Source organism: Mesorhizobium sp. M8A.F.Ca.ET.202.01.1.1 (assembly GCF_004791595.1).
Taxonomy (GTDB): Bacteria; Pseudomonadota; Alphaproteobacteria; order Rhizobiales; family Rhizobiaceae; genus Mesorhizobium.
The window spans coordinates 1-358 of record NZ_SRUN01000122.1 but is presented as its reverse complement, the minus strand read 5'-3'; the positions used below and the strand labels follow the sequence as shown (position 1 = coordinate 358).

The following is a 358-nucleotide window of genomic DNA, read 5'->3' as shown; positions in this document are numbered from 1 at the left end:
GACGACAGCGCCTTCGGCACGGCGGCGAGCATAGCCGCGTCGGCCGGCGTGCAGCCCTCGACGCTGATCCGTTTTGCCCAGCAGCTCGGCTTCGACGGCTTCACCAGCCTGCAGCAGGTTTTCCGCGAGCGCCTGCGCGAGCGCAACTCCTCCTATGACGAAAGACTGGCTGCACTGCGCGCCAAGGCGGAGGAAGGCGCCGGCCACCGGGCAATCTTCGACGGCTTCGTCGCCGCCGCCAGCACCTCGCTCAGCGACATTTCGCGTGCGTTGAACGATGCGCATTTCGAAGAGGCGATCGCGCTCCTGGCGAAAGCCGAGACCATCTATGTGCTGGCCAAGCGCCGCTCCTATCCGG

1 pseudogene is annotated in these 358 nt (G+C 66.8%); it reads left to right on the top strand.

The features are described 5' to 3' along the window. Positions 1–358 (top strand): annotated as a pseudogene (locus tag EN845_RS34120) (MurR/RpiR family transcriptional regulator); the annotation flags it as partial.